This window comes from Cellulophaga baltica, assembly GCF_900102165.1.
Classification (GTDB): Bacteria; Bacteroidota; Bacteroidia; order Flavobacteriales; family Flavobacteriaceae; genus Cellulophaga; species Cellulophaga baltica.
The window spans coordinates 199,864-224,705 of the sequence record NZ_FNBD01000007.1; the positions used below are offsets into that span (position 1 = coordinate 199,864).

Consider the following 24,842-nt stretch of genomic DNA (forward strand, 5'->3'; position numbering starts at 1 on the left):
TTATTTTATATTTTTACTATCAACCGTAACTTTGTAGCATTTCTTAAGACCAATTAAACCAAAACGTTCCCCATTGATAGTTTCAAAATTCGCCCTTATTTTACCTGAAGCATACCACATCTTTTGACTCCCCGCTTCTTTTCCTTTTGAATAATTAAAGTCTTTAAATAGCGTTCCTGTTTTATACCATTCTTTGAGATTTCCATCATAGGCTCCTTTAGCATTAAAATGATACGCAAATTTTGGAGTACCTGTGTCCCACCAACCTTTGTGAGTCCCTATTTTTAAATTATTAGCATAGGAACGCTCTGAGGCTTTTACCCCATTTTGATGCCAAAAAGATTCCAAACCTTCTTTCTTGCCCTTGTCGTAATTGATTTTAGATTTTAATTGACCATCCTGATGATACGCTACTAATACACCTGTGTACGGAATATTTTTATATAGTAACACTCCATTTTCCAAATTGAGGTTGGCATCAGATTCATTAAGATTTAATTGATCTTCTGAACATCCACAAGTAAGTATCAGACATAAAATGCAACCAATAAGTTTTGTAAATAATTTCATTGTACAGCGTGATGAATTAACTCATGCAATCGTTTGTAAATACTCTTTTGCTGTTTAAATTAATTAGTGATATTTCCTGGCGTTCCAAAAAAGCCATTTCCATTAATATATGGATCATCAGCTGTCACGTGATAATGGTAAATTCCATCCGGGAAATCTGCCGTTACCCCTATGTGCCCATGAAACTCATCTAAATCGGCAGATATAATTATCTCACCATCCTCTAGAGGCCCGTAAACTGGAAATCCATCTGCTAACAAACCTATAAAGGCATCTTCTCCAAACTCTTGAGTAAGAAAAGTAGGTTCAATATGATAGTGATAGGTGCTTTGGCCTTGTGGATGCCCCAACCATTGATCGAAGCTATCAATTTCATTAGTTAATGGTTGATCTGGTCCTGCATATTGATTATAGAGAACAATCCCGTTTCTTGCAATGCCTATAGTACCTAAAGACGTAGCCTCATGAATAGCCGCTTCTTCGGGATTTAATGTAATCGTTAAAGTAATATTCTGAGTCGCAATTTTATTAGGGTTTTGATGAAAGGCCGTATTTGTTCCATTATATTCCTCATACAAGTCATTTGATGTTGGCCAATATGGGCTTGTATGATTTGGTAGATCTTCTGTTGTAAATGTTACTGTACCATCATTAATGGCATAGGATAAACCTGTGCCATCAAATTTTGATAGTAACATAGATATATCGTTTATTGTATCTGGAGTTTCAGGTGTTACTTCATCAGCTATAGTATCATCAGCAGCATCATTAGTACTAGAACAGGCAACAAATAGCGCTAGTATACTTATTGTAGCTATTGATTTTAATTTCTTCTTCATTGTAATAGGTTTTGGGTTTTCTATTTATTTAGATGCCAATTAAAAAAATACCTTGCGTTTATTTTAAAATGAAATGAAATTGCAGTAATCCTGTGCTTCTATTCGTCTTTATGCTCAAAGAACTTAGGCCTTTCGTGTGTTGCTTCACTCTTATTTAATGCCTCTTTAATTATTTCCTGTAATTTCAATCGTTGCTTTTTAGTACAAATACGTTCAACATCCTTGAAATAATAAAAAGTCTTTTGCTCTTTCTGTTGTTGAATTTGCCCCATTAATGAGGTTATAGCATCTATTTGGTTTTCTTTTTTTGTTGAATCTGCCAAACTATTCCATAATTGCTTTTTTAGACCTCTATTTTCCATAGATAATTCTCGGATGGACCGTCTATGCTTTCTCGTAATTTTTCTAAATTGCTGTAATTGCCCTTTGTCAAATCCTAATTCTTTAGCAATAAAATTACTGGGTTGTTCTGATGCTGTTGGTTGTTTTTTATTGCCATCCGTCATATAGGTAACTAAAAAGAAACCATTCACTGCGATCAAAAAAAATAGGAATATATATGTTATTAAATTTTTATTCATTTTATCTATATCATCCGTCCAATAAAATTTAAAATAGCCAAGAATAGACAAATTATAAAATTGTATTGGTCGTATTTATTTTAGTTAATTAAACAACGCTGTTTCCTTATTACCTGATAAATCATAGGCTTCCACAAACTGTTCAAGGTTATCATTGTAGCTAAATTTTTTCATTTTAGTAAAGGCTAAAGTATTTAAAACAAGTATTAAAATTAGTAGTGCAAATTGAACTCTTACTGTTAACCATGAAAAAAATACTTTTTCATTTTCAGCTTTATGAAACAAGGTATGCATCACTTTTTCTTTAAAAAAAGGGGACACCGTTACAGGTTTAATCGCTGTTGTACTCTCAAAAACCTCCTGTACGCTATTCTCTATGTTACTGTCTTTTCGCTTCATACTATTTATTTGGATGTGAAAAAAAATAAAATCTCTCGCTAAATTTCATTTTTATAATAATTAACTAATAATTCCTGTAATTTCTTCTTTGCTCTAAACATTAGGGATTCTATTGAAGAAATACTTTTTCCCGTTAAGTCATTAATTTCCTGATAGCTTTTCCCTTCTAATTTATGCAAGGTAAAAACTAGTCTTTGGCTTTCTGGCAATTGGTTTATAGCATAAAAAAGCAATTTGGTTTTTTCTTTATTTTCTAGGATAATACCTGGATGATTCACCTCCGTAAAATAATTAGAATTAGTTAAAGAAATATCGTTTCCATTTATAACTTGCAGGAAGGCAAAACGCTTTTTCGTATTCTTTTTTCTAATAAATTCTAGACATTTATTCGTGGCTATTCTATAAATCCACGTAGATAAAGCTGAATTTTCCTTAAATTTTTTGATGGATTTAAATATTTCTATAAAGACCTCTTGTGCTATATCTTCAGCATCTTCTTTATTTGGAACAAAAGATAGACAAGTATAAAATATTTTATCTTTATATACATCAATTAGCTTACTATAGGCCGCCTGATGCCCGCTTCTTAATTCATCAATAAAATTTGAATCTTCCAATTATAAAAGCTGCATTAGTATTAAAGAGCACAAAAGTAAGTTTGTAATTCTCGGTATCGGTAAAAAGTTACGTTAAGACTTCCTCTTTTTTTGTCTGCTCCCTTTAGTTAACTAACGATATTCGCCTTAATTAATTGCAAGTCTAGACTTATGAACCTTTCCTCATACTAGAAATAGTATATTTATATCTTTGTATTAGACACAAGCTCAAAAATCAAGGTTGGAATTTCAATATTATATTCACGAAGATACATTTAGCACGAACAAACAAGGTTTGAAAGTTGGTACTACAATATCAAAGGTTCCTACCATTTACCAAATCAAATACTCAGAAGATAAAGATGACGGACCTTTTAAAGATATTCCAAGTCTTCGAAAAGAATCCAAAATCTTTCAACAACTTCTAATAACAAATCCAAAAAGAGCTCAACAGATTTGTTTAGAAAAGAATATCCACGAAGTAAAAAATTTCATTATTACAGATGAAAACAAAAGTGTTTCACCTGATTTTATAGAATTGTTAGAGCATTGTAGTAAAGGAAAAATTAAAAATGGATTAATAACTGGAATTCATTTTTACGATAAAGAAGTAGTGAAAATTAAAAAAATTCTGAAAAAAAATAAGTTCGGAGTGTTTGAAGCAAAGATAGAGTATTATGACTCTGAAATGAATAGATGGACAAGAAAGGAAAAACCTAGCACCTTCTTCCCTTCAACATGGACCTACAATCAGTTATTCCATGAATGTTTATTTGCAGTAAAAAATAAAAATAAAAAGTTTGGGACTTTAAACGTTTACAGGTCTAAAATGGAATCTGGAATAAAAGTAGAAATTATAATTAAAAACGGACTGCTTAAATCAATTTATCCCTTGATATAAAAAGCTTGTGCCTTACAATATCTATGAAGCAATACAGATTATGGTGTTTAATTTAATGTTTTACGTACATTTACTACGTCTGCAAAATCTTCCCGATTTTGCTCTGGAAACTAAAAATAAATCAAAACAAAAAAGCTTTTGATAAGTGCTAAAGCGGAAACGAAACAGTTTCCTTGCCCCCGCACTACTCATAGCTGTAGTTTTATCGAATAAATCAAGATCACAATTTCTCATAAATACAGAAAGGCGCATGTAGACCCTTTCTTTTAAGTTTTTCTATGGCAGCATTATTTATTCTAGGCATATTTTTAGTATTCATAGTATTTCTAGTTTGGCTTGTATTAAAACGTACTAAAATAGCCGCTAAACCTCCTGAACTTATCATTGGTTCTGTATATATATTTACACTCTTCTTATTTCTCATTGGCTTTTTATTTCATAGCAATCCATATTACAAAGCTGTAGATCCTGTAGATGGAGAATGCTACAACCCTTTCTCGGAGCAACACATACTCACCCTAATATTTTATTTTATAGCCTATAATAGTTCACTTTTTTTGGTGTGGACAAGAAGTAAAAAATTACCTCCTTTAAGTTTAGTACTTGCTATGATATTCATCCTAATAGGAATTGTATTGAATCTCGTTATTATATACCAAACCTCAACACACGATACCACTAGCTTAGATATATATATAAGTGATACGGAACACATCTTACTACTATTTGCCCCAGTTGCAGCCTTGTGTGTGGGTATACTTCTAATATATAAAGTACTTACGGAACAGCTTACAGAAACCGCAGATAGAACTTATGCTAATCCTTATCTACACAAAATTCAGGATTTCCTATTACATAAGAGCAGGAATCCGCTTTGGATACTTGTATTCCTATTTCCTGTATTTATTATTTGTACGCTAGTACTTATTTTATTTGGCCAAGCTCCTGATGCTCTTATTAAGGTATTTACAGAAACTACCACTTGGAAACTATCGCAACAAATGCATCCACCAGTCTTAGATCATAAAGGACATTATTTATGTACCGTAGCCGCTTCTGGCCATCCTACAATTGTAAAACCGATTAGATTAGGTCAGCGCAATGGCAGGCCCATCATTGTAAATAGACAATTACTCATTGCGAATGCTTTTGAGGAAATGATTCAAGATTTCTCCCCAAAACTACACCACATGATTCGTAAAAAATATGACCGATATGGGTATAACCTTTCAACAAAAATAAATACTCCAAGCTTATCAAGTATCACCTATGTGGCTATGAAACCTTTAGAATGGTTTTTTCTAATAAACTTATATCTCTTTTGTCACAAACCGGAATTAAAAATTAAACAGCAGTATACCTTGAAACTATAAAAGCATAAGCGCGCAACCTTAAAAAGGGAAACCTTCTGCATTTTAGGCAGTAATATAAACTAAGCGTATATTTACTCTGATCTGATGTGCCTTAGAAAACCCCGATCTTTATTGCCTTAAAATATAAAACCATGAAATACCTATTATCTTTTCTTTTTGCTGCTGCCATTATTCTTCTATTCTCCTTTAATAAATTTTCTGATGCCGGTGAGATCAGTTGGAATAAAATTGATGAAGGTTTATACTATGCCGAATACGATGCTCCAAAAAAATCTAGCCTTGGAGACAGTAAAATCAATATTTTAAAGATTTCTCGAAAATTATACAACCTTAATTTACTGAGCGCCAAAGAAAATGGGGAACGCATTAAAACGGCTAAAAAGTGGGCACAAGATAAAAATCAAATTGCAGTTATTAATGCCGGTATGTATATGCAAGATTTCGCTACGAATGTGGGCTTTATGAAAAATTTTGATTTTACAAATAATGGGCGATTAAACAAAGATAATACAATTGCTGCTTTCAACCGAAAAAACGATAGTGTTCCTGAGTTTCAGATTATTGACAGAACCTGTCAGAACTGGGATGAACTAAAAGATCAATACAACTCTTATACACAATCTATCCGCATGGTAGATTGCAATCAGAAAAATAAATGGGGACAGCAATCTAAAAAATGGAGCATGGTGGTTATCGGAAAAGATAAGGAAGGCAATGCCCTTTTTATATTTACACGCTCTCCATATTCCGTTCATGATTTTATTAATATCCTCTTGAATTCTTCTTTGGAAGTATACAATTTAATGTATTTAGAAGGCGGCCCCGAAGCATCATTCTACATGAACCATAATGAAACTAAAGTAGAAAAAATGGGAAGCTACGAAACTGGCTTTAATGAAAATGATGATAACAACGTATTCTGGTCTATTCCAAATGCTATTGGAATTAGCAAAAAGTAAACCATACACAGCATGACCACCATTTATGTTAAGTGCATAACTATTTAATGAACCACAACTACAACTACAAACTACCCTATGAAATATAAAATAGCTGTTTTTTGCTTCGTTAGTTTTCTTTTTTTTAGTTGTACCACCAAAAATAAAACCTTCCATGCTCCTGAGATAGGATGGACTATTAATTTAATTGATGCTTGGGACATTGAAAGTACTAGAAAAGTAGATCAAGATATTCATGAAGGTTTAGCTCTTATTGAAAATTCGGGAGAAAGTGTCTATGTTAGTGGAAAAGAAATAGGCCTCTTTGTGCTTCGATCTGATGAAATAACAAAATTTCAAGCAACCATCATTCCTTTTGAAGAAACCTGTGAAAACGAATGGAATGATAAGTACCCACAGATAAAAAATGTTATTTATTCTATTTTTGCCTCTCAAGGCGTACAAGCAGATTCTACTTCAAGTAAAGAAACCATAGATAATGTAGCTTTTGAAGTGTTCAACATCAAACTGTCACAAAACGGTAGTACGCTTATGGAACAAAACATGTATAGAACGTACATTAATGGTTATGATTTTATCATCAATATGAGTCACAATAGTATTAACGATAAAAATGCTATGTTAGCAACATTAAGAGCCTCAAAATTTGATAAAAAGTAGATCTTGCTAAAACTTAACAAAAAGTTAAAGAATTGCAATATGAGCTATAAAGTTTTTCTGTGTTGATTTGTTTTTTAGATTTGCGGCTAGCTATCGCTAAAAATGAAAAAGACAAATTACATTTCTAAAGCACTAACAGCAGTATTTCTACTGTTGTTTATGATGTTGCCTTTAGCCATTCAATTTGTACATTCTTTTGAAAATCATGAGCATACTACCTGTAAAGATCAGGATAACCAAAAAACTCATATTCACCAGAAATCTCTTGATTGTCACATTTGCGACTTCCACTTCTTTTCATTCTCCTATGATATTTCATCCTATCCAGAGTTTGTAAAAACTGCTTTTTCTTTAAAAGCAACTACTAGTTTTGCAACTCAATTTATCAATACTTTCTTTAACAACAACACCTCATTAAGGGGTCCTCCTAGTTTTCTTGCTTAATTTAAAAAACATATTTTTTAAAATTTAATCAAGAATCTTTATGCGCATTTATGCACTGATGGTACTGCTATTATGCAGCTTACCTTCATTTTCGCAAATCTGCAATAATACACTATCTGGTAAAGTAATAGACTTACATGACGGTACCGCTCTAGTTGGGGCGATGATTATTATTGCAGGATCAGAACAAACTGTAGTCACTGATATTAATGGAAATTTTAGCATCCAAAATCTATGTGACCAAACCTACGCTATTCAAATTTCACATCCCTATTGTTTGACAAGTGGTCATAAAATAAAAGTGGATGGAAATACGATTAAGACCTTTCAACTAGAGCACCATTTGGAAGCCTTAAATGAAATAGTCCTGAAAGGGCATGCCCAAAATAAAAAATCTAATACCCTAGCTCAAAATACTTTAAGTGGGAAAAAGATTGAACAATTTAGCAGTGGCTCCTTGGGTGATGCTTTAAATAGTTTGTCTGGAGTAAGCTCTTTAAATACAGGAAGTACCATTGTAAAACCTATAATCAATGGTTTACACAGCAGCCGCGTGATCCTAATCAATAATGGAGTGCGTATGGAAGATCAAGAATGGGGGGTAGAACATGCTCCAAATATTGATATAAATACTGCCGAAAATATAACCGTACTAAAAGGAGCCAGTGCCATACAATACGGTGGTGATGCTATTGCGGGTGTTATAGTAACAGCACCAGAAAAGATATTTATTAAAGATAGCCTTTATGGCAAAACATTGCTTTCCGCTAGCTCTAATGGAAGAGGTTCTACACTAACTTCTAAGCTCACAAAAAGCGACGACAACGGGTGGTTCAGCACATTACAAGGAACCATTAAACGCTATGGCGATTTTGAAGCCCCCGAGTATGTTTTGAGTAACACGGGAACTTTTGAACGCAATGCGTCTGTACGGGTAGGCTTTAATAAGTTCAATTACGGTATTGAAGGTTATTATTCTTTTTACAAAAATGAAATAGGAATATTAGCCGCATCACATATTGGTGGCGCTGAAGATCAAGTTAGAGCTATAAACAGCACTATTCCTTTGGTACTTAATGATTTTACCTATGCTATTACGTACCCGAAACAAGACATTACACATCATTTGGCGCGTATAAAAGCTTTTAAAAAGTTTAACGGTTTTGGAAAAGTAAATCTTCAATATGATTTTCAGCAAAATCAAAGATTGGAATATGACATTCGTGTTGGAGATGATTCGGATACTCCGTCCTTAGACTTAGTACTGAAAACACATACCCTATTAGTAGATATTGATAGTAACTTATCTGAAAACATCTCTATAAAGTCAGGTTTCATGGCTAGGTATCAGGATAATTTTGCAGATCCGTCTACTGGTGTTCGAAGGTTAATTCCTGATTATGAGAAATATGACTTAGGAGTTTATGGCATTAGCACTGTTCAATTACAAGATAATTGGTTATTAGAAGCGGGAGCAAGATTTGATTTTACCTACATGGATGTTTTCAAATTTTACAGGACCTCCTTTTGGGAATCAAGAAATTATGCTGCCCTATTTCCTGAAATAGTCGTGGAAGAATATGACAATCAGTTGCTAACAAATCCTCAATATAATTTTTTCAATGCATCAGGAACAGTAGGCTCTACCTACTCTTTCAACGATAAGCTTAAATTGTTTTTTAATTACTCTTTGGCCTCACGGGTGCCCAACCCTTCTGAATTGTTCAGCGAAGGTTTGCACCATTCCGCTTCCAGAATTGAGTTAGGAGATTTGAGCTTCAAAAGCGAAATTGCGAACAAAGTTGCACTAACCTTACAAAAAGAAGGAACTGTTTTCGGGTTTTCAATTCAACCTTTTATAAATAACATCCATGACTTTATTGTAATAGAACCCACTAAAGTAGAGCAAACGATAAGAGGAAATTTTCAAGTGTGGGAATACCGGCAAACCAATGCGCAGTTACTAGGTATAGACATTGACGCTACTTATGCACTTAGTTCTCATGTTAATTTCAACCATCAATTTTCTTTAGTAAAAGGTTATGATCGCCAGGGTGGCGGTGCTTTAATTAGTATGCCTCCGGTGAATACTACCAATGAAATTACGTATGAGAATCCTAAGGCAAATAATTTAAAGCTAGCCCTGCAAAGCACGTATGCTTTTCGTCAAAATGAATATCCAAATACCAATTTTGAAGTATACATTGCTCAATCAGAATCTTTTGAATTGGTAGATGTTAGCACTCCGCCTGAAGCGTATCACCTTTTAAATTTTAGGTCCAGCATAGCTGTTCCAATCACTGAAAAATCTAACCTAAGTGTAGGCTTCAATGTTACAAACCTTTTAAATACCCGATACAGAAATTACCTCAATAGCCTGCGGTATTACGCCGATGATTTGGGGAGAAACTTTTTATTCAATCTTAAATTTAATTATTAATCTATTCAAAAAAAAGTACAATGAAAACAATCAAAACATTAAGTTTAGCAGTAGTAGCAGCATTATCATTTGCATCATGCTCCGATGATGATGATACTCCAGAAATTGTTAATGAGGAAGAAGTAATTACTACCATGACCGTAACATTAACGCCAACTGATGATAGTGAAACCATTACCTTACAATCTAGAGATTTAGATGGTGACGGATCAGATGCTCCCGTAATTACCGTATCCGGAAATTTAGTTTCCGGAACAACCTATAATGGTGCTATCGTTTTATTAAATGAAACAGAGAGTCCTGCAGAAGATATTACGGAAGAAGTAGCAGACGAAAGTGACGAGCACCAATTTTTCTATACGATAAGTTCTGGACTTGATGCCACAACCGAGTATACTAGTTTTGATGAAGATGGAAATCCATTGGGAACAACCTTTATCTTAACTGCTGGTGCCGCAAGCTCAGGAACTTTAACCTTCACACTGCGTCATGAACCTACAAAACCAAACGATGGTATTGAAAGTGCAGGAGGAGAAACTGATATTTTAGTATCTTTTGACGTATCTGTAGAATAAGTATCCTTTAAGATTTTAAAAATGCACTTTATAGCTGGTCTATAAAGTGCATTTTTTTTTGGTAACCTTCGAGGAAAAATAAAACTAGCTTTTAAGCTTAAAAATCCTTGAGCTTCAGTTGTAAATTCCCTATTTTTAGAGGAGCCAAAAATTATAGACCACTTGTCTTTTGAGTAGTTTACTAAACGTCTTAATTCAAACATACCACAATGAAAATTAAAGGAATAGTATTTTTTTTCTTGATCACCCTATCAATTTCCCATGCTCAATCTGTGAGTATATCTAACATCTACAATAGAGAATATACATCCTTGAATGGCCAATGGAATTATATTGTAGACCCTTATGAAAATGGATTTTATAATTACCGCTATGAACCGTTTGAAAATCAAGAAATTCCAGAAAGATCTGCCTTTTTTACCAATTCTAAACCTACGTCCAAATCTGATTTAATCGAATACGATTTTGATAAGATGGATTCGATTACCGTACCTAGTGATTGGAATACACAGAAAGAAAAATTGTACTATTATGAAGGTTCTGTTTGGTATAAAAAATCATTTGATTATACGAAAAAAGAGCATTCAAACAGAGTCTTTATATATTTTGAAGCATCAAACTACAAAACAGATGTTTACCTTAATGGTAAAAAAATAGGGCAACATTTAGGAGGGTTTACTCCATTTAATTTTGAAGTGACACATCTATTAAAAGAAAAAGAGAATTTTCTAATTACCAAAGTAGATAATAAAAGAGAAAAAGATGCGGTACCAACACTTAATACAGATTGGTGGAATTATGGAGGAATTACCCGAGATGTAAAAATAATTGAAACAAGCGAAACTTTTATTTCTGACTATTTTATACATTTAGACAAAGAGAATTCTAAGAAAATTACTGGATACCTAAGCTTAAATGGCACCCATATTATTGGCCAAGAGGTAACCGTAGAAATTCCAGCGTTAAAAATAAAAAAAAGGTTTAAAACCGATGCTAATGGAAAAATAAACATTGACATTACCGCATCAAAAATAAAACTTTGGTCTACAAAAAATCCACAGGTATACAAGGTTATTTTTACAACAGCTACCGATACTACAACCGATGAAATTGGCTTTAGAACCATTGCTACCAAAGGCGCTGATATTCTATTAAATGGAAAGAAAATATTTTTAAAGGGGATTTCTATTCATGAAGAGAGCCCGATAACAGGCGGTAGAGGAAATTCTTTAGCGGACTCAAAACAACTGCTAGAATGGGCTCAAGAATTGGGCTGTAACTATGTGCGTTTAGCACATTATCCGCATAACGAACATATGCTGCGCTTAGCTGATAAGATGGGTATTTTAGTCTGGGAAGAAAATCCGGTTTATTGGACCATTTCTTGGGATAATGAATCTACGTATGACAATGCTAAAAACCAACTTTCTGAAGTTATCCAAAGAGACAAAAATAGGGCTAGTGTCATCATCTGGTCTATGGCTAATGAAACCCCCACCACAGACGCACGAAATACTTTTCTAACACGGTTGGCAAAATATACTAAAGAACAAGATCCTACGCGTTTAATAAGTGCGGCCTTAGAGCAAAGTAACTACGAAGGAAATCCGCTTGTGCGGACCATTCACGATCCGTTTGCTGAAGTGGTAGATATTTTAAGCTTTAACCAATATATTGGCTGGTATGACGGCACTATTGAAAAATGTCAAACCATAAGTTGGAATATTCAATACAATAAACCTGTTCTTATTTCTGAGTTTGGTGCGGGTGCTAAATTTGGATTACATGGTCCTAAAGAGGAACGTTGGAATGAAGAATACCAAGAATATCTTTATGAAGAAACCTTAAAAATGATTGATAAAATTGATCAATTAAGTGGCTTTTCTCCTTGGATATTAGTGGACTTTAGATCCCCAAGAAGGCTCTTACCAGAAATACAAGATGAATACAATAGAAAAGGATTAATTTCTGAAAAAGGCGAAAAGAAAAAAGCGTTTTATACCCTTCAGAAATACTATAATAATAAAAATTAATAGTTTTACACTAGCTTCAAAATTTGGTAGCACCCCAGAAGTTAATTATAAAGAGAGACTACATGAAAGAGATGGTTTTAAATGACGGAAACAAATTACCTATTGTAGGTTTTGGAACGTATAAAGCAACAGAACAAGAAGGCATTGAAGCAGTAAAATTTGCCTTAGAAAACGGATATCGCTTATTAGATACTGCCGCAAAATACAACAATGAAGAAGCAGTGGGTAAAGGCATCAAACTAAGTGGTGTTCCTAGAGAAGAAATAAAAGTTACTACAAAATTATGGAGAGAAAATCTTTCCTATGAAGAGGCTAAATCTGAATTTGAAACCTCTCTACAAAAATTACAATTAGAATACATAGACCTATACTTAATTCATTGGCCCGCAAACGCTAAGAATTATGATAATTGGCAGCATGCAAATGCGGAAGCATGGCGCGCCATGGAAGATCTACAGATCGAAGGGAAGATAAAGTCGATTGGAGTTAGTAATTTTTGGCCAGAACATTTAGAAGCGCTTTTTAAAACAGCGCGCGTCTTTCCCGCTATTAATCAGATAGAGTTTCATCCTGGATATTGGCAACCAGATGTTACGGCTTATTGTAAAGCTAAAAATATTACGGTACAATCTTGGTCTCCCTTGGGCAGAGGTGAGATTCTAAACAATAACATACTGAAATCTATTGCTAAAAAGTATCAGACTACGGTTGCCAAGGTTTGTTTACGATGGGTAACACAGCATGATGTTATCGTTATTCCAAAATCTACCACTAAAGAACGAATTAAAGAAAATATTGATATTTTTAGTTTCGAATTAACGCAAGAAGAAATTCAAGAGATTAATGCTATCCCTAAATTAGGGTATAGCGGGGAGCATCCTAATTTATGGCCCGACAGAGAATCGTAAATTCGTGTTTTCTATGATCTAAGTCAATCAACCTTAATAAACCAAAATGAAATCTCGCAGAACTTTTTTCCGTAGTTTTATAGGTGTATCAGCAGTGTCGCTCCTCCCCTTTTCTATTTTCGCCAACGTAAAACAGAATAAAAAAACTACAGAAACTATCAAACCTAAGCGCCTTAAAAAAGGCGACACTATAGGTTTAATTGCTCCAGGTTACGCTATAAAACCTGACGTATTAGAGAAAGCTAAAGAAACTTTAGTTGCCATGGGATTTGTTCCATATCATACGGAGCGCCTACTCTGGAACCATGGTTATTTTAGCAATACCGATACGGAGCGCGCTGCGGACGTTAATGAAATGTTTGCCAACCCTAGTATAGACGGGATCTTATGCGCTAGAGGTGGCTACGGTTGTACAAGAATCATGCATCTTTTGAATTATGAGTTAATTAAAAACAACCCAAAAGTGCTTGTTGGATTTAGTGATATTACAGCCCTAGCCAATGGCATATATTCAGAGACCGGACTTGTAACTTTTCATGGTCCGGTTGGGAGCACTCTCGATAATAAATATTCTATACAACAACTGGAAAATGTTATCATTCATCCTGAACATCAGCTGCTAATAAAAAATGCTATTCTTGAAGATGAAACGCTATTAAACAATCCAGAATTTGATAGGTATACAATTACTCCAGGGAAAGCTACGGGTACATTGGTGGGTGGAAGTTTAACCCTCATCAATGCGTTAATTGGTACTCCACATGAAATAGATTTTACCGATGCCATTGTTTTTATAGAGGATGTAGAAGAAGCTCCTTACCGCATAGATCGGATGCTTACCCAATTAATACAAAGTGCCACTTTTAAACATGCTGCAGGTATTATGGTGGGTGTTTGTAATGGCTGTGATAAACCGGCGGCTTCAGGAAGCTTTACCCTCAGAGAGGTGATTTTAGACCGACTCAAACCCTTAAATATTCCTGCAGCCTACGGTATGAGTTTTGGACATGTAAAAAACAACATGACACTTCCTATTGGTATTAAGGCCACTTTTGATGCGGATAAAATGACACTGAAACTACAAGAAAAAGCCGTTCTATAAGTTTAAGAATAGGCTTTATCCCAATCTTTGAATACAACCTCATAACCTTGAGATTGAATCATCGCTTTTATTTCGGCTGTAGAACGCTCGTCAGAAATTTCAAACTGCTCTAAGGATTGCGGTTCTACACTATACCCTCCAGGGTTGGTTTTAGATTCCGCACTGATAGACGTAATACCTAAATGAATAATGTGATCCCTGAATTTTTCACTTTCGCGGGTAGACATAGATAATTCCACATCTTCATCGAGCAAGCGATACGCACAAATTAATTGCACCAAATCTGAATCTGTCATTTCTACTTTAGGAGCAACATCACCTTCAAAAGGGCGCAATCTTGGGAAAGAAATAGAATACTTCGTTTTCCAATAGGTCTTTTGCAAATACCGTAAATGCAAAGCCGTATAAAAACTATCTACGCGCCAATCTTCTAAGCCAAATAAAGCACCGATACCTATTTTGTGGATTCCCGCTTTCCCCAATCTATCCGGAGTATCTAAACGGTATTGAAAGTTTGATTTTTTCCCTTTCGGGTGATGTACTTTATAGGTAGCTTCGTGATACGTTTCTTGATACACCAAAACAGCATATAAGCCTGCGGCAACTAAGGTTTCGTATTCCTCTTGGTCTAGTGGTTGTACCTCCATGCTTATATTGGAGAAATTGTTTTTTATTAATTCGATAGCATGCTTTATATACGACACTCCTACCGTTTTATTAGCCTCACCAGTAACTAATAAAATATGATCATATCCTAAGCTTTTTATTTTAGATACTTCTTTTAAAATCTCCGCATCGGTTAAGGTTTTCCTAGGAATTTTGTTGGTCATACTAAAACCGCAATAAGTGCAAATATTCTGACATTCATTAGACAGATACATAGGAATATACATCTGCATAGTATTCCCAAATCTTTTTTTCGTTAGCTGATTGCTGCGCTGTGCCATTTGTTCCAAAAAAGGTTTTGCGGCTGGAGAAATTAAGGCTTTAAAATCTTCCAATCCTATTTTTTCTTTTTGAAGTATTTGAGCAACCTCAGCAGTGGTTACGGCATAGATTTCCTTTTCCAAGGTATCCCAATCATACTGCTCAAATGTGGTTTTAAATGACATAGTGTACTTTTAAATTTCGTTTAAAAAAGAAGTTAAAGGGCTGCTGGCTTCTGCGCGCTCTTTAATAGGTGCTAATTTTGCCAAATAGGCCATTCTTCCTGCTTCTACGGCCATTTTAAAGGCATGGCCCATAGCTATTGGGTTCTGAGAAACGGCTATTGCTGTATTTACTAAGACAGCATCTGCCCCGAGCTCCATAGCATAAGCGGCATGAGATGGGGCACCAATACCCGCATCTACAATTACAGGCACATTGCTTTGTTCTATAATGATTTTTAAAAAATCTTCTGTTTTTATTCCTTTATTACTGCCAATAGGAGCGCCTAATGGCATCACACATTGCACCCCTACATCTTCTAAGCGCTTGCACAATACTGGATCTGCATGTATGTATGGCATAACTACGAAGCCTAGCTTCACTAATTCTTCGGCAGCTTTTAAGGTTTCTATAGGGTCAGGCAATAAATACCGAGGGTCTGGATGAATTTCTAATTTTATCCAATTAGTGTTCAGCGCTTCTCTGGATAATTGCGCTGCAAAGACAGCTTCTTTTGCAGTACGAACCCCAGAGGTATTCGGTAGTAAATTTATCCTACTACTCGTTAAATGGCTTAAAATATCATCGGCTTCATCTTCTAAATCTACCCGTTTCAAAGCTACAGTAACCAACTCACTCTCTGAAGCAAGAATAGCTTCTTCCATTACTTGCGCACTAGAAAATTTACCAGTCCCCGTAAATAAACGTGATTTAAATATTTTATCTGCTATGTTCAATATATCTGCCATATTTATTGATTTAGATTAGGTCTCCACACCTGTTCTTCAATGCTTGTTTTTTCTAACGCTTTCTTAAATAGATTAATGTTATTAAAATTCTTAGTGATTTCTGAGGCTACTGCTACCCCGTAAATTCCCGTTTCTAGAATTTTAGGAACATCATTTATTGCAATACCGCCTACCGCGATAACAGGAATAGTTGTTTGTAGCTCCTTCATGATCGCTGCATAACCTTCAATTCCCAAAATAGGGCTTAGACGCTCTTTTGTTTTTGTAAAATGATAAGGCCCTAAACCTATATAATCTACTTTCTTAATTAGTAGTAGGTTACAATCACCAATAGTATTTGCAGTACCGCCAATAATCTGCCAGCTTTCTAAATATTTTCTAGCAATAGACGGGCAAGTATCTGTTCTTCCTAAATGAACACCATCTGCTTTTACCTCTTTGGCTATTCTATAATGATCATTTATTATCAATCTAGTTTGATAGTGATCTGTAATTTCTCTGGCTTCTGTAGCAAATTTCAAAACCTTTTTAGGACTTAAATTTTTTAATCGTAGCTGTACCAATGCTGCACCTGCTGTACAGGCACTTTTGATATTATTTAAATGCTCTTGAGGTGTTTCTCCTTGTGATATGTAGTGTAAATTTGGTAATTGCATGGGTATTCTTTTTAAAATATATTAGTCCGTAGTTTTATTATTTATTGTAGTAGTGTTGCATGGCTGTAAATGCTGCTAGAGGGGAACCGCTATTCCATACGCCCCCTAAAACGCCTATGCCTTGATACCCTAATTCATGTAGTTCTTCTATATTGTTTTCTGTGACACCGCCCATACCAATAATCCGTTTTTGAATATGGCTTACCTTAAAACCTTTGCCTTCATATCCTTTTTTAGAAATTGAAGAAAAAACGGGACTAAGCAAATGATAATCAAACTCAAACTCACAAGCCATTAAAACGTCTGGATCATGAAATGAAGAACTGATGGTTTTACCATACATATTGAGCGGTTTAAAATACTGCCCTGGATTATCTATATGATCTATTCTTTTTTGCTCCTGAAAATGAATACCTTTTAAATTATATGCATTCACTAATTCATGAAAATAATGCACAACGATACGGTTATGGTACTTCTCATCTATCAAATCTAAATAATCACAATGCTCTTGATAATTTTTAGAAGGCTTTCTTAAATGAAAATAGACCAAACCGGCTTCAAAAAGCTGGTGTAAAATTTCAATTTCATTGGTAATATCGTCTTCTAGCGCTATAAGAACTATCATATTTTTTTTGGGTTAGGGATTGCAGTGGCATCCTTTTGCTGTTGGTGTAAATTTATGGCGTAAAACGACATAAACTTATACGAATAGGCAAAAGATATAACGGAAAGCCCGACTACGCCTATTTTCAAGGCGTAGGAACCTCCAGTGTATACTACAAATATACTTCTGACCCTTTATCTTTAAATTCTTTAGACTTTTCCTCCATTCCTTTTTGAATGACTTCATTATCTACAATATCATGCTCCGCGGCAAAATCTCTTACTTCTTGAGATATCTTCATGGAACAAAATTTAGGTCCACACATGGAACAGAAATGTGCCACTTTTGCCCCATCGGCAGGCAAGGTTTCATCATGATACTCTCGAGCTAATTCCGGGTCTAGTCCTAAATTAAATTGATCTTCCCATCTAAATTCAAATCGCGCTTTTGATAAGGCATTATCTCTATGTTGCGCCCCCGGGTGCCCCTTTGCTAAATCGGCTGCATGGGCCGCTAGTTTGTACGTAATTACTCCTGTTCTCACATCTTGTTTGTTAGGCAACCCTAAGTGTTCTTTTGGTGTTACATAACATAGCATAGCACAACCAAACCAACCAATCATAGCGGCTCCAATACCGGAGGTAATATGGTCATATCCTGGCGCGATATCTGTTGTTAAAGGTCCTAACGTATAAAAAGGAGCTTCATCACAAAGTTCTATTTGCTTCTCCATATTTTCTTTGATCATATGCATTGGTACGTGACCAGGGCCCTCTATAAAACATTGCACTTCATGCTTACGTGCTATTTTTGTGAGTTCCCCCAATGTTTCTAACTCTGCAAATTGTGCCTCATCATTAGCATCTGCAACAGATCCAGGACGTAAACCATCTCCTAAAGAAAACGCTACGTCGTATTGTTTTAAAATCTCACAAATATCTTCAAAATGCGTATACAAGAAACTCTCTTTATGATGTGCTAAACACCATTTAGCCATAATAGAACCTCCACGAGAAACAATACCTGTAACGCGTTTAGCCGTCATAGGCACATAACGCAATAAAACACCTGCATGAATTGTGAAGTAATCTACTCCTTGCTCTGCTTGCTCAATAAGTGTATCTCTAAAAATATCCCAAGTAAGATCTTCTGCAACGCCATTTACTTTTTCTAAAGCTTGGTAAATAGGCACAGTCCCTACAGGTACTGGAGAGTTACGAATAATCCACTCTCTCGTTTCATGGATGTTTTGCCCTGTGGACAAATCCATAATATTATCGGCACCCCAACGGCATGCCCAAACCGCTTTTTCTACTTCTTCTTCTATGGAAGAGGTAACGGCAGAGTTACCAATATTGGCGTTTATCTTCACCAAAAAGTTACGACCCAAAATCATAGGTTCTGCTTCTGGGTGATTTATATTACTAGGAATTACAGCTCTACCTCTAGCCACTTCTTCCCGTACAAATTCTGCCGTAATTTTATTAGGAATGGCCGCGCCAAAATGTTCTCCTTTGTGCTGTTTTGCAATTTCGGTCATTTCTTCCATACGCTGATTCTCACGAATAGCAATGTATTCCATTTCTGGAGTGATTATTCCCTTTTTAGCATAATGCAGCTGCGTTACATTTTTACCCTCTTTAGCACGCATTGGCTTTTTTAAAAGTGAAAAACGCATATGATCTAAACTCTTATCGTTGAGACGTTCATTACAATATTCTGAGGTAAACCCCTCTAATTGCTCCACATCTCCACGCTCTAAAATCCACTGCTCACGGATTCTATCTATTCCTTTGTGAACATTTATTTCTATGTTAGGGTCTGTATAAGGACCTGAAGTATCATAAACTGTAACTGGCTCGTTGGGAGTAAGCTTCCCTGTCAAAGAATCTTTAGTATCACTCAACGCAATTTCTCGCATAGCCACTTTTAATTGTGGATGTAGTTTTCCTGCTACATAAATCTTTTTAGAATTAGGAAAAGGTTGCGTACTAAGCTTTTCGTTTTTTGGTGCGGTGTCTTTGCTTTTCATATATTGTGAGATTTGACCTTTAAGAAATAAATACTGTACTAGGGGGTTTCAAAGGGGCTATTAACCGCCTTGAGTGGCCTGAATAATTAGAAGGGAATCATTCTCATCTAAAATTTCATATTTCCAGAAATCTTTGGTGATAATGTTATTGTTCAAAGCGACTGCAATTCCGTTTTGAGGCGTTTGCAATTTTTCAAGAAGTTGCAATACGTTTGTATTTTTTTCAATACGTATTGGTTTTTCATTTACGGTAATAGAAATCATATACAGTATATTTTAAATATGCTGTAAATTTTAGGAGCAGAGAATATTCTTTGAAAAAGGAGGTGCTTCAAGAACAAAGCACACACATATGAAAAGGTTGTAAACACCCATTGCAAGGTGCTATTCAACTTTTCCCTTCGACGGTACTAACCGCATCAGGTTCAAAGGGTATTTCTCAGTTCCGTAAAAGGAACACCCCTAAAGTTTACACTGTAAAACTATAAAAATTCTATGGAACTAAAAGCTTTATACACATATTTAAAAGATAATTTCAAAGAATTAACAATTTAGCAACATGCCTGTAAAAAAATAACACCCCTAAAATTTAGGAGTGTTATGCTATAGTATAAACTAAAAGATGCTCTTAATTAGCTACTTCGCTAATAAATTTAATACGATACAATCGAAGTTCTTCGTCTTCATAGTCGCCATCAAACTCTTTTAAAGCTAGATCTATATTATCTGATTCTGCTTCCAAATAATAGTCATGAATTTCTTCTTGTTGGTCTTCATCTAAGACATCATCAATCCAATAGGAAATATTTAGCTTCGTACCGCTATATACAATCTGCTCCATTTCTTTTAATAGCTCTGGCAGACTTAAGCCCTTTGCTGATGCAATATCATCTAAAGGTAATTTACGATCTACATTCTGGATGATGTATAGTTTTAAGGCTGAATTAGCACCGGTACTTTTTACGATTAAATCATCTGGACGAATAACATCATTATCCTCGACGTACTTTTTAATAAACTCTACGAATGGCTTACCATATTTTTTAGCTTTGCCTTCTCCTACCCCATGAATATTTACAAGCTCTTCTAAAGTCACAGGATACTTTAGGGCCATATCTTGTAGAGAAGGATCTTGAAAGATTACAAAGGGAGGTACGCCTAATTTCTGACCTTGTTTTTTTCTAAGATCTTTTAATACTTTTAATAAGGCTTCATCTGTAACGCCAGCACTCGTCTTTGCGGCACTTACAATAGCATCATCTGCTGCCTTATTGTACACATGATCTTTGGTCATCATAAAAGAAACTGGGTTCTTCACATATTCCGCTCCTTTCGGAGTTACATGCAAAATTCCATATTGTTCTATCTCCTTTCGTAGGTAACCGGCAACTAAACCTTGGCGCACTAATGCCATCCAATGTTCTTTATCTCTATCTTTTCCGATACCAAAAAATGGCTTTTCATCGGTTTTATGCGATGCAATAATAGCATTGACTTTACCTGTAAGTACTTTGACTATTTCTTTAGATTTGAACTTCTCCATGGTGCCTTGTACCACCTGAATCACTTTTACCAAATCATCTTTTGCTTCTTCTTTATCCTTTGGATTTTTGGTATTATCATCCATAAGGGCTCCATCGCCATTAACATCATCAAACTCCTCACCAAAATAATGAAGGATGAATTTTCTTCGCGACATGGATGTTTCTGCATATGCTACCATTTCTTGCAGCAAGGCATTTCCTATTTCCTGTTCTGCAACAGGTTTACCAGACATAAATTTTTCTAACTTTTCTATATCCTTATACGAGTAAAAAGCCAAACAATGCCCTTCGCCCCCATCTCTACCTGCTCTACCTGTTTCTTGGTAATAACTTTCTATACTTTTAGGAATATCATGGTGAATCACAAACCTAACATCTGGTTTATCTATCCCCATACCAAAGGCAATGGTTGCCACTACCACATCTACATCCTCCATCAAGAACATATCTTGATATTTAGATCGTGTCTTAGTATCAAAACCTGCATGGTATGGTACAGCACTCACGCCGTTTACTTGGAGTACTTGTGCTAATTCTTCTACTTTTTTTCTACTCAAACAGTAAATTACTCCAGATTTCCCTGAATTTTGCTTGACAAAACGAATAATATCTGCTTCTATATTCTGAGTTTTAGGACGTACCTCATAAAACAAATTAGGTCTATTGAAGGATGCTTTAAACAAATCTGCATCTGTGATCCCTAAGTTTTTTATAATATCTTCCTGTACTTTTGGAGTAGCTGTAGCGGTTAATCCAATAATCGGAATGGTATCATCTAAGCGACTAATTATACTTTTTAAATTTCGATATTCAGGTCTAAAATCATGACCCCATTCTGAAATACAGTGTGCTTCATCTACCGCAACGAATGATATTTTTACAGATTGTAAAAACTCAACATATTCATCTTTCGTTAATGATTCTGGTGCCACATAAAGTAGTTTGGTAACACCACTAGTGATATCACTTTTTACTTGTTTTATTTCTGTTTTCGTCAATGATGAGTTCAAAACATGAGCAATACCGTGCTCTGAGGAGACACCACGAATGGCATCTACTTGATTTTTCATTAACGCAATAAGTGGGGAAACTACAATTGCAGTACCTTCTTGCATCAAAGCAGGGAGTTGATAACAAAGCGATTTTCCACCGCCTGTCGGCATTACTACAAAACAATTTTTACCTTCAAGAATACTTGTAATAACACTTTCCTGAAGTCCTTTAAATTGTGAAAATCCAAAGTATTTTTTTAGTGAGGAATGCAAATCAATTTCACTCAAGCTCATAATATATTTTACTATTAATACTGATGCTAAGTTCGCATTTTCAATGCGATATAGTTAGTTTCTTAACAAATTTAAAATTAACACAAAAAACAAAAATTTACTTTAAAGAATTTAAAATATCTTTTAACACTAAGTTTATGTAATTTTGTAACTAAATATAAGACATTCTTTTAGGAATACAATCAGATAATTGAATTAATTGATTTGAAAAATAATACTGCGATACTTGACATAGCAAGAAGAACCATTGAAAATGAAGCTAATGCCATTCAAAATTTATCTTCATTATTAGATGCTAATTTTTCGAACACCGTCAATCATATATTGGATTCCACAGGCCGAATTATTATTTCTGGAATAGGAAAAAGTGCCTTAATTGCATCGAAGATAGTGGCTACATTAAACTCCACCGGATCACCTGCAATTTTCATGCATGCGGCAGATGCAATTCATGGAGATTTAGGGACCATACAGCAGAATGACGTGGTCATCTGCATTTCTAAAAGTGGCAATACTCCCGAGATAAAAATGCTAGTTCCCTTGATAAAAAAAACAGGAAATACACTTATTGCCATGACCGGTAATTTAGACTCTGTTCTTGCAAAACAATCAGATTTTATCTTAAATACTTTTGTAGAGAAAGAAGCCTGTCCAAATAATTTAGCACCCACCACAAGCACTACAGCTCAATTAGTTATGGGTGATGCTTTAGCTATATGCCTTTTAGAATTACGAGGATTTAGCAGTAAAGATTTTGCAAAATACCACCCCGGAGGTTCTTTAGGAAAAAGGCTCTACCTACGTGTTTCAGATATTGTAGAAAATAACATGAAGCCGGAAGTAGAAATCCACTCTGATGTAAAACAAGTAATTGTAGAAATATCCGCAAAAATGCTTGGAGTAACAGCCGTACTAGACCAAGGTAAAATTGTAGGCGTTGTTACCGATGGTGACATCCGTAGAATGCTAAATAAGCATGATGATATCAAAGGACTTACCGCTAAAGATATTATGAGTGCTAATCCTAAAACTATTGAGAATGATTCTTTAGCCGTAAAAGCTTTAGAATTAATGCAAGCAAAAAACATATCACAACTAATTGCCATTGAAAATGGCACCTATAAAGGTATTGTTCATATACATAATTTAATCAACGAAGGAATTTTATAATGGCAAATAAGAAAGACACCGTAGATATGTCATTTCTAGATCATCTAGAAGAATTACGCTGGCACCTAATCCGTTCAACTTTAGCAGTACTAATCGTAGGTTCTGTAGCTTTTGCTTTTAGCCGTTACATTTTCGACTGGGTGATTTTTGCCCCTAGTAAAATGAATTTCGCAACCTATGAGTTCTTTTGCAACATTGCAAAGTTTTTTAATTTCACGTCTGATTTCTGTGCTGAAGAATTACCATTTACCATACAAAGTAGAACCATGGCAGGGCAGTTTTCTGCCGATATTTGGACCGCTATCTGGGCCGGAATAATTATCGCATTTCCGTATATTTTATTCGAAATGTGGAAATTTATTAGCCCAGGACTTTATGAAAAAGAACGCAAGAATTCTAGAGGTTTTATTTTTATAGCTTCTTTCTTATTTTTCTTAGGCGTATTATTTGGGTATTATATTGTAGCCCCTTTATCTATCAACTTTTTAGGAACCTATTCTGTCAGTGATGTTGTTAAAAACGAATTTGATCTTAGCTCCTATATATCAACCTTAAGGTCATCTGTAATTGCATGTGGAATTATATTTGAACTCCCAATCATCATCTATTTCTTAACAAAAATAGGATTGGTTACTCCTGAAATTTTAAAGAAATACAGAAAGATAGCTTTAGTAGTTGTATTAATTTTATCTGCCGTTATTACTCCTCCAGATGTTGCCAGTCAAATTGTAGTTTCTATTCCTATTATCATCCTATATCAAGTTAGTATTTACATCTCTGGATATGTAATCCGAAAAGAATTAAAAAAAGAAGCAAAAAGAAAGAAAAATGCCTAATCAAATAGAAGAATTTAATGCTTACCGTTCTAAAATGAATGATAAGCTGCTTGCCGATAATAATAAAATCATCAAAAGAATATTTAACTTAGACACCAATGCTTTTGCTCCTGGTGCATTAGATGTCAAAACAAAAGAACTTCTGGGGCTTGTAGCTTCTGCTGTACTTCGTTGTGATGATTGTGTGAAATACCACTTAGAAAGCTCTCATAGTGTGGGCGCCAGCAAAGAAGAAGTTATGGAAACCTTAAGTATTGCCACACTTGTTGGAGGTACCATCGTAGTTCCGCACTTACGTAGAGCTTATGAATATTGGGAAGCTTTAGAAGAGCAAGAGAACGAATAAGGGTTAAATTTTCTCTAATTAGTTGAGAGAGACCACATTTTCCATTAGTTTTGAAACGATATAAAAGGTAAAAACCAACAACGAACT

25 protein-coding genes and 1 riboswitch are annotated in these 24,842 nt (G+C 34.9%); of the genes, 13 read left to right on the top strand and 12 right to left on the bottom strand.

What is annotated here, in order from left to right:
- The 5 genes from BLQ19_RS13535 to BLQ19_RS13555 all read right to left on the bottom strand — a co-directional run bounded on the left by BLQ19_RS13535 (position 1) and on the right by BLQ19_RS13555 (position 3,006).
- The gene (locus tag BLQ19_RS13535; protein WP_074538698.1) at positions 1-570 is read right to left on the bottom strand and encodes a toxin-antitoxin system YwqK family antitoxin; all 570 of its coding nucleotides are present in this window, start codon (positions 568-570) and stop codon (positions 1-3) included.
- A 59-nt stretch (positions 571-629) separates the two neighbouring features.
- Positions 630-1,409 (bottom strand): YHYH protein, encoded by a 780-nt coding sequence (locus BLQ19_RS13540; protein ID WP_074538699.1) that lies wholly within the window; start codon positions 1,407-1,409, stop codon positions 630-632.
- A 98-nt stretch (positions 1,410-1,507) separates the two neighbouring features.
- Positions 1,508-1,990 (bottom strand): Spy/CpxP family protein refolding chaperone, encoded by a 483-nt coding sequence (locus BLQ19_RS13545; RefSeq protein WP_139150261.1) that lies wholly within the window; start codon positions 1,988-1,990, stop codon positions 1,508-1,510.
- A gap of 84 nt (positions 1,991-2,074) precedes the next feature.
- The gene (locus BLQ19_RS13550) at positions 2,075-2,389 is read right to left on the bottom strand and encodes a hypothetical protein (protein WP_074538701.1); all 315 of its coding nucleotides are present in this window, start codon (positions 2,387-2,389) and stop codon (positions 2,075-2,077) included.
- Positions 2,390-2,427: 38 nt separating this feature from the next.
- Positions 2,428-3,006, bottom strand: coding sequence for an RNA polymerase sigma factor (locus BLQ19_RS13555; RefSeq protein WP_074538702.1), 579 nt, complete (start codon positions 3,004-3,006; stop codon positions 2,428-2,430).
- A 220-nt stretch (positions 3,007-3,226) separates the two neighbouring features.
- On the opposite strand from BLQ19_RS13555, the gene BLQ19_RS13560 reads away from it, so the two are divergent.
- The 10 genes from BLQ19_RS13560 to BLQ19_RS13605 all read left to right on the top strand — a co-directional run bounded on the left by BLQ19_RS13560 (position 3,227) and on the right by BLQ19_RS13605 (position 14,380).
- Positions 3,227-3,886 carry an EndoU domain-containing protein gene (locus BLQ19_RS13560; protein ID WP_074538703.1) on the top strand — a complete coding sequence of 220 codons (660 nt, stop codon included), beginning with the start codon at positions 3,227-3,229 and terminating at the stop codon, positions 3,884-3,886.
- Positions 3,887-4,164: 278 nt separating this feature from the next.
- Positions 4,165-5,259: a DUF6688 domain-containing protein gene (locus BLQ19_RS13565; RefSeq protein WP_074538704.1), complete on the top strand. Its 1,095-nt coding sequence runs from the start codon at positions 4,165-4,167 to the stop codon at positions 5,257-5,259.
- A gap of 131 nt (positions 5,260-5,390) precedes the next feature.
- On the top strand, positions 5,391-6,218 hold the full coding sequence (locus BLQ19_RS13570; protein WP_025614526.1) for a phosphodiester glycosidase family protein: 828 nt from the start codon (positions 5,391-5,393) through the stop codon (positions 6,216-6,218).
- A 78-nt stretch (positions 6,219-6,296) separates the two neighbouring features.
- Positions 6,297-6,878, top strand: coding sequence for a hypothetical protein (locus tag BLQ19_RS13575; protein WP_074538705.1), 582 nt, complete (start codon positions 6,297-6,299; stop codon positions 6,876-6,878).
- A 102-nt stretch (positions 6,879-6,980) separates the two neighbouring features.
- A complete protein-coding gene (locus tag BLQ19_RS13580) occupies positions 6,981-7,322 on the top strand; it encodes a hypothetical protein (protein ID WP_074538706.1) in 342 nt (113 codons plus the stop codon).
- A gap of 40 nt (positions 7,323-7,362) precedes the next feature.
- A complete protein-coding gene (locus tag BLQ19_RS13585) occupies positions 7,363-9,762 on the top strand; it encodes a TonB-dependent receptor (RefSeq protein WP_025614523.1) in 2,400 nt (799 codons plus the stop codon).
- A gap of 20 nt (positions 9,763-9,782) precedes the next feature.
- Positions 9,783-10,337, top strand: a complete 555-nt coding sequence (locus BLQ19_RS13590) for a hypothetical protein (protein WP_025614522.1) — start codon at positions 9,783-9,785, stop codon at positions 10,335-10,337.
- Positions 10,338-10,546: 209 nt separating this feature from the next.
- Complete coding sequence (locus BLQ19_RS13595) at positions 10,547-12,370, top strand: glycoside hydrolase family 2 protein (protein WP_074538707.1); 1,824 nt, start codon at positions 10,547-10,549, stop codon at positions 12,368-12,370.
- Positions 12,371-12,432: 62 nt separating this feature from the next.
- Complete coding sequence (locus BLQ19_RS13600) at positions 12,433-13,278, top strand: aldo/keto reductase (protein ID WP_074538708.1); 846 nt, start codon at positions 12,433-12,435, stop codon at positions 13,276-13,278.
- 46 nt (positions 13,279-13,324) lie between these two features.
- Positions 13,325-14,380 carry a S66 peptidase family protein gene (locus BLQ19_RS13605; RefSeq protein WP_074538709.1) on the top strand — a complete coding sequence of 352 codons (1,056 nt, stop codon included), beginning with the start codon at positions 13,325-13,327 and terminating at the stop codon, positions 14,378-14,380.
- A gap of 2 nt (positions 14,381-14,382) precedes the next feature.
- Here BLQ19_RS13605 and thiH read toward each other — a convergent pair whose 3' ends face one another.
- The 7 genes from thiH to recQ form a co-directional block, all read right to left on the bottom strand.
- The gene (thiH, locus tag BLQ19_RS13610) at positions 14,383-15,492 is read right to left on the bottom strand and encodes a 2-iminoacetate synthase ThiH (protein WP_024479962.1); all 1,110 of its coding nucleotides are present in this window, start codon (positions 15,490-15,492) and stop codon (positions 14,383-14,385) included.
- 9 nt (positions 15,493-15,501) lie between these two features.
- Complete coding sequence (locus tag BLQ19_RS13615) at positions 15,502-16,278, bottom strand: thiazole synthase (RefSeq protein ID WP_074538710.1); 777 nt, start codon at positions 16,276-16,278, stop codon at positions 15,502-15,504.
- A 2-nt stretch (positions 16,279-16,280) separates the two neighbouring features.
- Positions 16,281-16,934 (bottom strand): thiamine phosphate synthase, encoded by a 654-nt coding sequence (gene thiE / locus BLQ19_RS13620; RefSeq protein ID WP_074538711.1) that lies wholly within the window; start codon positions 16,932-16,934, stop codon positions 16,281-16,283.
- Positions 16,935-16,971: 37 nt separating this feature from the next.
- On the bottom strand, positions 16,972-17,562 hold the full coding sequence (locus tag BLQ19_RS13625) for a thiamine phosphate synthase (RefSeq protein WP_074538712.1): 591 nt from the start codon (positions 17,560-17,562) through the stop codon (positions 16,972-16,974).
- 151 nt (positions 17,563-17,713) lie between these two features.
- A complete protein-coding gene (gene thiC / locus BLQ19_RS13630; protein ID WP_074538713.1) occupies positions 17,714-19,573 on the bottom strand; it encodes a phosphomethylpyrimidine synthase ThiC in 1,860 nt (619 codons plus the stop codon).
- A gap of 60 nt (positions 19,574-19,633) precedes the next feature.
- On the bottom strand, positions 19,634-19,837 hold the full coding sequence (gene thiS, locus BLQ19_RS13635) for a sulfur carrier protein ThiS (RefSeq protein WP_024479957.1): 204 nt from the start codon (positions 19,835-19,837) through the stop codon (positions 19,634-19,636).
- Between the two features lie 115 nt (positions 19,838-19,952).
- A riboswitch (TPP riboswitch) is annotated at positions 19,953-20,047 on the bottom strand.
- Between the two features lie 154 nt (positions 20,048-20,201).
- On the bottom strand, positions 20,202-22,403 hold the full coding sequence (gene recQ, locus BLQ19_RS13640) for a DNA helicase RecQ (protein WP_029445830.1): 2,202 nt from the start codon (positions 22,401-22,403) through the stop codon (positions 20,202-20,204).
- A 204-nt stretch (positions 22,404-22,607) separates the two neighbouring features.
- Between recQ and BLQ19_RS13645 the strand changes: the two genes are divergently transcribed.
- The 3 genes from BLQ19_RS13645 to BLQ19_RS13655 are packed head-to-tail and all read left to right on the top strand — an operon-like array spanning position 22,608 to position 24,755.
- Positions 22,608-23,573: a KpsF/GutQ family sugar-phosphate isomerase gene (locus BLQ19_RS13645; RefSeq protein WP_024479955.1), complete on the top strand. Its 966-nt coding sequence runs from the start codon at positions 22,608-22,610 to the stop codon at positions 23,571-23,573.
- Positions 23,573-24,409, top strand: coding sequence for a twin-arginine translocase subunit TatC (tatC, locus tag BLQ19_RS13650; RefSeq protein ID WP_024479954.1), 837 nt, complete (start codon positions 23,573-23,575; stop codon positions 24,407-24,409). The genes BLQ19_RS13645 and tatC overlap by 1 nt, the downstream gene beginning before the upstream one ends.
- Positions 24,402-24,755 (top strand): carboxymuconolactone decarboxylase family protein, encoded by a 354-nt coding sequence (locus BLQ19_RS13655; RefSeq protein WP_024479953.1) that lies wholly within the window; start codon positions 24,402-24,404, stop codon positions 24,753-24,755. The genes tatC and BLQ19_RS13655 overlap by 8 nt, the downstream gene beginning before the upstream one ends.
- Positions 24,756-24,842 lie beyond the last annotated feature (87 nt).

Bases quoted from the DNA above. Each gene is read 5' to 3' on its own strand.
- BLQ19_RS13550 (WP_074538701.1), bottom strand. From the start codon at position 2,389: ATGAAGCGAAAAGACAGTAACATAGAGAATAGCGTACAGGAGGTTTTT.
- BLQ19_RS13585 (WP_025614523.1), top strand. From the start codon at position 7,363: ATGCGCATTTATGCACTGATGGTACTGCTATTATGCAGCTTACCTTCA.
- BLQ19_RS13565 (WP_074538704.1), top strand. From the start codon at position 4,165: ATGGCAGCATTATTTATTCTAGGCATATTTTTAGTATTCATAGTATTT.
- BLQ19_RS13655 (WP_024479953.1), top strand. From the start codon at position 24,402: ATGCCTAATCAAATAGAAGAATTTAATGCTTACCGTTCTAAAATGAAT.
- BLQ19_RS13580 (WP_074538706.1), top strand. From the start codon at position 6,981: ATGAAAAAGACAAATTACATTTCTAAAGCACTAACAGCAGTATTTCTA.
- BLQ19_RS13540 (WP_074538699.1), bottom strand. From the start codon at position 1,409: ATGAAGAAGAAATTAAAATCAATAGCTACAATAAGTATACTAGCGCTA.
- BLQ19_RS13595 (WP_074538707.1), top strand. From the start codon at position 10,547: ATGAAAATTAAAGGAATAGTATTTTTTTTCTTGATCACCCTATCAATT.
- thiE (WP_074538711.1), bottom strand. From the start codon at position 16,934: ATGCAATTACCAAATTTACACTACATATCACAAGGAGAAACACCTCAA.
- recQ (WP_029445830.1), bottom strand. From the start codon at position 22,403: ATGAGCTTGAGTGAAATTGATTTGCATTCCTCACTAAAAAAATACTTT.
- BLQ19_RS13545 (WP_139150261.1), bottom strand. From the start codon at position 1,990: ATGAATAAAAATTTAATAACATATATATTCCTATTTTTTTTGATCGCA.
- thiH (WP_024479962.1), bottom strand. From the start codon at position 15,492: ATGTCATTTAAAACCACATTTGAGCAGTATGATTGGGATACCTTGGAA.
- thiS (WP_024479957.1), bottom strand. From the start codon at position 19,837: ATGATTTCTATTACCGTAAATGAAAAACCAATACGTATTGAAAAAAAT.
- BLQ19_RS13575 (WP_074538705.1), top strand. From the start codon at position 6,297: ATGAAATATAAAATAGCTGTTTTTTGCTTCGTTAGTTTTCTTTTTTTT.
- tatC (WP_024479954.1), top strand. From the start codon at position 23,573: ATGGCAAATAAGAAAGACACCGTAGATATGTCATTTCTAGATCATCTA.
- BLQ19_RS13600 (WP_074538708.1), top strand. From the start codon at position 12,433: ATGAAAGAGATGGTTTTAAATGACGGAAACAAATTACCTATTGTAGGT.
- BLQ19_RS13535 (WP_074538698.1), bottom strand. From the start codon at position 570: ATGAAATTATTTACAAAACTTATTGGTTGCATTTTATGTCTGATACTT.
- BLQ19_RS13590 (WP_025614522.1), top strand. From the start codon at position 9,783: ATGAAAACAATCAAAACATTAAGTTTAGCAGTAGTAGCAGCATTATCA.
- BLQ19_RS13615 (WP_074538710.1), bottom strand. From the start codon at position 16,278: ATGGCAGATATATTGAACATAGCAGATAAAATATTTAAATCACGTTTA.
- BLQ19_RS13605 (WP_074538709.1), top strand. From the start codon at position 13,325: ATGAAATCTCGCAGAACTTTTTTCCGTAGTTTTATAGGTGTATCAGCA.
- BLQ19_RS13625 (WP_074538712.1), bottom strand. From the start codon at position 17,562: ATGATAGTTCTTATAGCGCTAGAAGACGATATTACCAATGAAATTGAA.
- thiC (WP_074538713.1), bottom strand. From the start codon at position 19,573: ATGAAAAGCAAAGACACCGCACCAAAAAACGAAAAGCTTAGTACGCAA.
- BLQ19_RS13570 (WP_025614526.1), top strand. From the start codon at position 5,391: ATGAAATACCTATTATCTTTTCTTTTTGCTGCTGCCATTATTCTTCTA.